The sequence below is a fragment of the Photobacterium sp. MCCC 1A19761 genome, from assembly GCF_037389125.1.
Taxonomy (GTDB): Bacteria; Pseudomonadota; Gammaproteobacteria; order Enterobacterales; family Vibrionaceae; genus Photobacterium.
In genome coordinates, this window is the sequence record NZ_JAZGTF010000020.1 from 1 (window position 1) to 6,740 (window position 6,740).

6 protein-coding genes are annotated in these 6,740 nt (G+C 55.1%); 5 read left to right on the forward strand and 1 reads right to left on the reverse strand.

Annotated elements, in window-relative coordinates; translation table 11 throughout:
* A partial coding sequence (locus VV869_RS17255; RefSeq protein ID WP_443147334.1) for a periplasmic nitrate reductase, NapE protein occupies positions 1-122 on the reverse strand: 122 nt, incomplete at its 3' end.
* A 244-nt stretch (positions 123-366) separates the two neighbouring features.
* Here VV869_RS17255 and VV869_RS17260 point away from each other — a divergent pair.
* The 5 genes from VV869_RS17260 to VV869_RS17280 all read left to right on the forward strand — a co-directional run bounded on the left by VV869_RS17260 (position 367) and on the right by VV869_RS17280 (position 6,626).
* The gene (locus VV869_RS17260) at positions 367-660 is read left to right on the forward strand and encodes a winged helix-turn-helix domain-containing protein (RefSeq protein WP_261600087.1); all 294 of its coding nucleotides are present in this window, start codon (positions 367-369) and stop codon (positions 658-660) included.
* 280 nt (positions 661-940) lie between these two features.
* Complete coding sequence (locus VV869_RS17265; protein WP_443147333.1) at positions 941-1,588, forward strand: DUF2760 domain-containing protein; 648 nt, start codon at positions 941-943, stop codon at positions 1,586-1,588.
* Positions 1,588-3,423, forward strand: coding sequence for an Hsp70 family protein (locus VV869_RS17270; RefSeq protein WP_337736165.1), 1,836 nt, complete (start codon positions 1,588-1,590; stop codon positions 3,421-3,423). The genes VV869_RS17265 and VV869_RS17270 overlap by 1 nt, the downstream gene beginning before the upstream one ends.
* 65 nt (positions 3,424-3,488) lie before the next feature.
* The gene (locus tag VV869_RS17275) at positions 3,489-6,320 is read left to right on the forward strand and encodes an Hsp70 family protein (protein WP_337736166.1); all 2,832 of its coding nucleotides are present in this window, start codon (positions 3,489-3,491) and stop codon (positions 6,318-6,320) included.
* A gap of 96 nt (positions 6,321-6,416) precedes the next feature.
* Complete coding sequence (locus VV869_RS17280; RefSeq protein WP_337736167.1) at positions 6,417-6,626, forward strand: hypothetical protein; 210 nt, start codon at positions 6,417-6,419, stop codon at positions 6,624-6,626.
* Positions 6,627-6,740: the final 114 nt, after the last annotated feature.

Genomic DNA, 6,740 nt, shown 5'->3' on the forward strand with positions numbered 1-6,740 from the left:
TGGAGAAACCACACCAGAAAGCCGTATCCCCCCACGACCGCGACTGCCAGAATGGGAAACAGGATCACGGTAATAAACAGGAAAGCTCTGAGCTCAGCGCGACGTCGGGTGTTGTCTGCCATCGGTCCAATCCGAGTCATTGAGATACGATAACTGTAGTCAGCTTTTGACAAATTGTTAGCGCAAACTGGCTTGATACCCAGAAAGGGGGGATTGAACTGCGCGTTCTCGCCGCAGGCAGTGACTGAAGAAAATCCGGCAACCAACCAGCGCAGATCACAATCGTTCGCCGGTATCACCAACCCGGCTTTAATGGTACTCTCAGCCATGAAATCAGCCACCTACAAAGGATTGAAGTCGAAGGCTATGAGTATCAGTAAAACCAAAACCAGTTTTTATCGCCGCCTTTATATTGCCCACTTAATCGAACACGGTATCGACACCGTGCCCGGGATCCTGGAATACACCGGCATGCCGCGGCGCACCGCGCAAGATACCATCAAAAGTCTGGCCGACCTGGATATCACTTGCACCTTTGTTCAGACCCAGGGCGAGCGCAATCGCATCGGCCACTATCGCATCAGTGACTGGGGCGCAATCAACAAGCAGTGGATTGATGACAATCTGACGGAAATCAAATCGGTGCTGGACTACCCTTAAGCCGCATTCACACGCAGAAAATCATCACAAGGAAGCCGTCACATCGACGACGGCAATTGAAAGAAAAGCGCGGGCACACAATCAATAGCATACGGACTGGTCTAGAATGACAGAGAAGTGTCAAACCTTTGATTGGTTGCAAATTAATCTAAGGCAGCATTTCTCACCTTAAATTGCAACAAAAACATGCCTGGCTTAGATGTAATGCAGGTTGAGTATGGTAGTATTCGACCCAAATTATTCATAGTGAATCGATTTTCACTGTAACGAGAAGACGGATATGGCTTTTGATTTTTCTAAAATGACTGTGGATTTATCGGCAATGCCGACAACCATCGATATGGGGCACGCCTGGCTCGGCGGCTTAGTCTTGGTCCTGCTGGTAATGTATATCGCCAAAAAAGGGAAACCGGTAGAAGTTGAGAAAATTGTCGAAAAAGAAGTCGAAGTAGAAAAAATCGTTGAGGTTGAAAAACCTGTCGAGAAAATCGTTGAAGTTGAAAAAGTTGTCGAAAAGATTGTTGAAGTTGAACCAAAACTAAAAACCGCGACCCCGGACGCTGCGCTTCAACTGCTTTCCCTGTTGCAACAGGAAGCACGCTTCATCGATTTCATGCAAGAAGATCTGAAAGGCTTTTCAGATGCGGAAATCGGTGCAGCAGCCCGTGTGATCCACGAAGGCGGCCAGAAAGTCCTGAAAGACTATTTCAGCTTTTCACCGGTTCGCGCTGAAGACGAAGAAACCCGCATCACCCTACCGGCAGGCTTCAATGCATCTGAAGTGCGCCTGACCGGCAATGTGGTAGGCGAAGCGCCGTTTACCGGCACCCTGATCCACCGCGGCTGGAAAGTGACAGAAGTGAAACTGCCGAAACTGGCAGACGGTCATGATGCACGTATTGTTGCCGCCGCTGAGGTAGAACTGTAATGCAAGAGACACAAGCACATCGCTATAGTGTTGGCATCGACTTAGGGACCACTCACTGTGTCCTGTCGTATGTCGACCTGCAAGAAGAAGCGGCGTCGGTCAATGTCATGCCGATTGCCCAGCTGACGACGCCGGGAAATGTAGAAGAAAAATCCCAGTTACCCTCATTTATGTATCAGGCCCATGAGTCTGAGCTGGCCGAAGGTGACACTGCCCTACCCTGGAGTGCGCAACCAAACGCGATTGTTGGTGCGATGGCCCGAACGCTGGGCAGCAAAACCCCAATCCGCCTGATTGCCAGTGCCAAGAGCTGGTTGTGCCATGGCGGCGTCAATCGCCGGGATGCCTTCCTACCACTCAACAGTCCGGAAGAAGTGACCAAAGCCTCGCCGCTGGAAGCAACCCAACAGTATCTGGCCCACCTGGCTGCGGCCTGGAACCACCAGCATCCGGACACTCCGCTATTTGATCAGGATGTGACCATCACGGTCCCAGCCTCTTTTGACCCGGCAGCCCGCGACCTGACCGCAGAAGCGGCGCGCAATGTCGGCTTCAAGCACATGACGCTGCTGGAAGAGCCACAAGCCGCAGTTTACAGCTGGCTGAAAAACAATGAAGAGAGCTGGCGTGATCAGGTCTCGGTCGGCGATGTGATTCTGGTCGTCGATATCGGTGGCGGCACCACGGACCTGTCGCTGGTTGCGGTAACCGAAGAAGAAGGCAACCTGGTACTGAACCGCGTTGCCGTCGGCGATCACATCCTGCTTGGTGGTGACAACATGGATCTGGCGCTGGCCTATCGCCTGAAGGCGAAGCTGGCCCAGGAAGGCAAACAACTGCAGCCATGGCAGATCCAGGCCATCACGCACGCCTGCCGGGACGCCAAAGAAGCACTGCTGAGCGATGCCACGCTTCAGGCGATGCCGATTGTCGTGCCGAGCCGGGGCTCTAAACTGCTGGGTGGTACGCTTCAAACCGAACTGACTCAGGAAGAAGTGCAGCAAACCCTGGTGGAAGGTTTCTTCCCGCGGAACGCCATTGAAGAGCATCCGGTCGAAATGCAGCGCGGCGCCCTGACCCAAATGGGTCTGCCGTATGCACAGGATGCCGCCATCACCCGCCACGTGGCCGGCTTCCTGAGCCGCCAATCTGCGGCGGTCGATGAGCTGTTTGAGAAATACGACCAGCTGCATGAAGGCTTTATCCGCCCGACCGCTGTGCTGTTCAACGGCGGTGTGCTTAAGTCTCAGCTCCTGTCTGATCGCCTGCTGTCGATTATCAACAGCTGGCTGGCCACCGGCGGCAGCGACGCTGCCAAACTGCTGGAAGGCCTGGATCTGGATCTGGCCGTTGCCAGCGGTGCTTCCTATTATGGCTCCGTGCGTCAGGGCAAAGGCGTTCGGATCCGCGGCGGTATTGCCAGCAGCTACTATGTGGGTATCGAAAGCGCCATGCCGGCGATCCCGGGGATGGAGCCACCGCTCGAAGCCCTGTGTGTCGCGCCGTTCGGCATGGAAGAAGGGACGCACGCCGAAGTGCCAAGCCGAGAATTCGGGCTGGTGATTGGTCAGCCGGTTCAGTTCAAGTTCTTCGGCTCAACCGTTCGCCGTGATGATCCGGCCGGGACCCACCTCGATTGGTGGCAACCGGAAGAGCTCGAAGAGTTACCGGCCATACAGGTCACGCTACCGGTGTCGGAAGGCCGCTCTGCCGGTGAGGTCGTCCCGGTCCGTCTGGCATCGCGCGTCACTGAGCTGGGCACCCTGTGCCTGGAAGCCATTCCGACCGACGGCGGTCAGAAGTGGCAAGTCGAATTCGACGTTCGCGAAAAATAATTACGGTTACATTCCTCTTACGGCGCATCCTGGATGCGCCGTAATTTTTTATCACGGAGTCATCCATGCCTTCCCCGCGTTATCTTGTTGGTATCGATTTAGGTACAACACATACTGTGGTGGCTTATGCCGCAATCACCGATGATCTGGAGTCCAGCCCGGTTCAGATTTTCGACATTGACCAGCTGATTGCGCCGGGCGAAGTTGCCCGCAAGCCGTTATTGCCTTCATTCCGTTATCACCCTGCCGAAGGTGAGATCAATCCGTCCGAACTGGTCCTGCCCTGGGATCCCCAGCCGATCGCCGGGGATATCCCGGTCGCCATTATCGGCGAGTTTGCCCGCGAGCTGGGCGCCAAAGTTGAAGGACGCCAGGTCGTCAGCGCCAAGAGCTGGCTCTCGCATACCGGCGTTGATCGCAGTGAAGCGATCCTGCCGTGGTCCGCAGCCAGCGATGTCGCCAAAGTTTCACCAGTCGTGGCCAGTGCCAGCTATCTCAATCACGTCCGCCAGGCGTGGGACTATCACCACCCCGATGCCAAACTGGCTGACCAGGAAGTCGTGATCACGGTCCCGGCTTCATTCGATGAAGCCGCACGCGCCCTGACGCTGGAAGCTGCGGCCCTGGCCGGATTGCCTGACATTTTATTGCTGGAAGAGCCACAGGCCGTTTGCTACGACTGGTATGCCAACAACAAAGCCGAGGCCCCGCAACTGCTGCACAATATTCCGTTACTGATGGTGTGCGATGTGGGTGGCGGCACCACGGATCTCAGTCTGATCAAAGTCAGTACCCAAGACGATCAACTGAGCCTGGATCGGATTGGCGTCGGCGATCACCTGATGCTCGGTGGCGACAACCTGGATCTGGCCCTCGCCCATCGGGCTGAGCAGTTACTACACGGCAATCAGAAAAAACTCACTGCGGCCGGACTGTCAAAACTGATCCAGCAGACCCGCAAGGTCAAAGAGCAGTTGTTGTCCGGTAATGCGCCGGAATCTGCCAAGATCACCCTACTCGGCAGCGGATCACGCTTAATCGGTGGTGCCAGAAGTGTCGAACTGAGCCGGGAAGAAGTGCATGACATTGCCCTGAACGGATTCTTCCCGCAAACCGAATTTCAGGATCAGCCGAGCCAGCGCCAGGCCGCTGTGGTCGAGTTTGGCCTACCCTACGCGGCCGATCCGGCTATCAGCAAACACCTGGCCCAATTTATCGGTTTACATGATGCCGTCTGTCGTGAAGCGCTTCTCGGCCATGGCAACGATGTGGATGAAAACCTGCCGGCGATTCCGGCCGCCGTCTTGCTGAACGGCGGGGTGTTTAACAGTCCGTTGCTGACCGAGCGCGTGCTTAGCAACTTCTCACTCTGGCGTGGTGACAGCGTCACTGAACTACAAAACCCGCATCCGGATCTGGCGGTAGCCTATGGCGCGGTAGCCTACGCGAAAGCGCGCCATGGGGCTCAGTTAAAAATTGGTGGTGGCTCCGCCCGCTCCTTCTTCCTGGCACTCGACGATAAAAAGAAAGGCAAACAAGGGATTTGCCTGCTTCCGAAAGGGATGGATGAAGGAACGGAAGTGCGTTTGGCCAATCGCAAATTTGCCCTGACGCTGGGAGAGCCGGTGCGCTTTAATCTGGTCTCGTCCACCGATGACAGCCATACCCAGGCCGGCGAGCTGTTCGACATTGATAGCGAGAGCTTTGTCACCTTACCGCCGTTTATTGCAACCCTGGACAGCGAGCGGGATCGCGCAGCGCTGGCGGCCAATCAGAAAGACCGGGAAGAAGTCACTCTGGCCTGCCAGCTGACCGAAGTCGGTACTCTGCAAATCGAATGTGTCAGCCTCAGTGACGAGCACAAACGCTGGAAAGTGGAGTTTGCCATCCGTAAAGATATTGCCCGGTTAAATCGCGGGGAAGACAGCACACTGGCCGAGTCTGTGCTCCCGGCACGTATTGATGAAGCGCTTGAAGCCATCAAGCAGGTTTACGGTGGCAGTACCAAAACAGCGAGCAACCAGGCCATTAAAACCCTGCGCAACCGGCTGGAAAAGATGCTGGGGAAACGCGATAGCTGGGACACCCCTTGCCTGCGGGAGCTGGCCGGTACCCTGCTCGACAGCAAGAAACGTCGCCGCCGCTCCGATTTGCATGAGCGAAACTGGCTCAAGCTGACCGGTTTTGCCATGCGCCCGGGGTTCGGTTATCCCTCGGATGACTGGCGAATGGAACAAATCTGGCACTTATACCAGCAGGGAATCCAGTTTAATACCAATACCCAAACCTGGAGTGACTGGTGGGTTTTCTGGCGCCGGGTGGCAGGCGGGCTCAGCCAGGAGCAGCAACTGGTGATCTTGAAAGACATCGCCAAGTACATCAACCCAAGTGCCACACGCAACAGTAAGCTGAAAGCCGAAATGCAAGAGCGCAGCTACGAAGACATGGTCCGCCTGGCAGCGTCGCTGGAACACCTGCCGTTTGAGAAAAAACTGCAGCTGATTGAGTGGTTGTTTGGCCGACTCCAGAAGCCGCAGCATGCGCAGGCTCACTGGTGGGCGATCGGGCGAATTGCCAGCCGCAGTCCGTTTTACGGCAGCGCTCACAACCTGCTTACCCCGCAGCATGTGGCTTACTGTCTGCCGGAGCTGATGAACTGGGACTGGCGCAAGGAGCCCTACATCGCTTTTGCTGCCGTCATGATGTCCCGCATGACCGGGGATCGGACACTGGATCTCGACGACGCGAATCGCCAAGCTGTGATTGATAAACTGAAAGCGAGTAAAGCACCTGAGAGCTGGATCCAAATGGTTTCTGAGGTCAAAGTGCTGACTGAAGATGAGACCAAACGCGTCTTCGGCGATGCTTTGCCAACCGGATTAAGACTACTTGATTAAGCTACGGTTAGGGTTCGGGTGCTATAGTCGACGCATTGTTCGTTATTGGCTCCCGGCACTTGAAACGGGACAACGCAAGCTTTAGTGAGTATGACCATGACCCGGAATCAGTATCAGATCATTGCACAGCGGATTTTCAAATCAGAGAATCAACGTATTGCTGTTGCGGCCGTTGTATTTGATGGCTTGTCCAGCTACGAAGCTGAAAAACGTTTTGATGTGCCGAAAGGTACACTTTCGCGCAATGTCCGAAAGTATCGAAATGAAGTCGATTACCTGACGCAGATTGTTGAAGGGCTTTGTTGACCAAATCGGCGTGAACTTTTCTTGCAGTCAGTGATCTGATCTTGTGACGTTTACTGACAGGCCACCCTCATGGGAAAAAGCACTTACCGAACAGATAACTGGAAAGAGTACAAC

Excerpts from the sequence above, each read along its gene's own strand:
- VV869_RS17280 (WP_337736167.1), top strand. The coding sequence starts at position 6,417 with ATGACCCGGAATCAGTATCAGATCATTGCACAGCGGATTTTCAAATCA.
- VV869_RS17275 (WP_337736166.1), top strand. The coding sequence starts at position 3,489 with ATGCCTTCCCCGCGTTATCTTGTTGGTATCGATTTAGGTACAACACAT.
- VV869_RS17270 (WP_337736165.1), top strand. The coding sequence starts at position 1,588 with ATGCAAGAGACACAAGCACATCGCTATAGTGTTGGCATCGACTTAGGG.
- VV869_RS17265 (WP_443147333.1), top strand. The coding sequence starts at position 941 with ATGGCTTTTGATTTTTCTAAAATGACTGTGGATTTATCGGCAATGCCG.
- VV869_RS17260 (WP_261600087.1), top strand. The coding sequence starts at position 367 with ATGAGTATCAGTAAAACCAAAACCAGTTTTTATCGCCGCCTTTATATT.